The organism is Brevibacterium sp. FME17, assembly GCF_014897515.1.
Taxonomy (GTDB): Bacteria; Actinomycetota; Actinomycetes; order Actinomycetales; family Brevibacteriaceae; genus Brevibacterium.
The window spans coordinates 1-1,489 of sequence record NZ_JABUYD010000062.1 but is presented as its reverse complement, the minus strand read 5'-3'; the positions used below and the strand labels follow the sequence as shown (position 1 = coordinate 1,489).

2 protein-coding genes are annotated in these 1,489 nt (G+C 55.6%); both read right to left on the bottom strand.

The genetic code is table 11. From position 1 onward, the window contains the following. Positions 1-139: 139 nt before the first annotated feature. Positions 140-346: a hypothetical protein gene (locus tag INT40_RS20290; RefSeq protein WP_069599747.1), complete on the bottom strand. Its 207-nt coding sequence runs from the start codon at positions 344-346 to the stop codon at positions 140-142. A 903-nt stretch (positions 347-1,249) separates the two neighbouring features. Then, positions 1,250-1,426, bottom strand: coding sequence for a hypothetical protein (locus tag INT40_RS20285; RefSeq protein ID WP_193073264.1), 177 nt, complete (start codon positions 1,424-1,426; stop codon positions 1,250-1,252). Between the last annotated feature and the right edge of the window lie 63 nt (positions 1,427-1,489).

Genomic DNA, 1,489 nt, shown 5'->3' with positions numbered 1-1,489 from the left:
GTCTACGCAGGCTGCGTGACGTAGCACACGTGTCCACGACTTGCGGGGAACCTCAAGAAGACTGCAAGGCCAGTGACAAAACCAGCTAGGAGTGCGAACAGGCCCGCAATGATCAGCACGACGGATAAGCGATCGCTACTCACGAATCTTGCTTTCTGGAAACCTGCCTGCGCATGAGATCGAGCATCTCTTTGCGGTCAGCTTCCTGCCGCTTGAGGTACTTGGTGATCCAGACAGTCGCAATTACGATGCCCGCTACGATGACGAGAAAGACAAACACTGGCAGAAGTGTCAGCAGCATGCCAAGGACGCCAAAGCTCGATTCGACGAATCCAAAGCCTTCCATATGCTCGATCCTTTCGGTGCATCTGCGGGCTCTGCCTCATTAGTTGAAAGCGATAAGGCTCATTCTATAGTGTGCGCAAACATCGCATGAGCACGATAGAAGAGGTGCATTGCCGAGATTCAGTGGCGCAACGCCGGGCAGTCAATCCGCTTTCGAAACCGTTGAAAACGGACGCGGGCCCCTTCGGGCACACGTATTTCTTGCCTTCACCTGCACAAAGTGTCCTGCGGGCGGTCACTTTCCGCCGCGAGCGTTCAATCGTGATCGCGACAATTCCCGTCACGGCCCTGACTCTACGACGAGTGTGCCAAGATCGGCATATGAATGGTTCCAAACCAGATTCGCTCTGGTCTTCGCCCACCAGTTAAGCAGCCTCTCAGTTGCTCAGGCCGTGTACTACGACTCGACCGGAATTGGAGGGACGCTTGTGTGGGTGTTCGCCGCGTTCATGTTCCCCCTGACCGCCGTACTTTTTCTACTGATGGCCCTGATCATCAAGATCCGGTCCCGCCATGGGTGGACCCGCACGAGTTCGGGACATCTCTAAGACGGTATACGAGGACGGGTAAAGGATTGATTCGGGCTCTCTCCCCAGTATCAGGGCTGCAATCTCTGCGATTTTCGAGTGCGGTCTCTCCACCGGTCTGAAACGTTGAGACTCACCCACACAACCACAGCGATGATCGCGACACGCACCCATTCCCGGAAATGCCAGACCGAGTCTGGTGTCAGGATGATCCGGCCGTAAATGAACTTCTCACAGCTCACTGCTACCAAAGCTGCCAGCAGGCATAGGGTGATGCGAAACAGGTGGTGTACCACTACGCTCCCTCGTCTGGTCTTCGGAGTCACGTCGACTTCGATGACAATCAGGCCATCGCCGCGTTCAGGGGCAGCGAGGACTTATTCTGCGGATTGCGGGTTCTCGTTCTTCTGCTCGACCCGTTTGGCCAGTTCGAGGTCGAGCAGGTTGTTGACCTTGAGCAGAACAATCAAACCGAGCACCAGCAATGAGAGCACCAGGCCACCGCTGAGCACATAAACCCCGACGGTCACAAAACTAAACACATCCATGGTCATGGGACTATTGAGGTTCCCCGCAAGTCGTGGACACGTGTGCTACGTCACGCAGCCTGCGTAGAC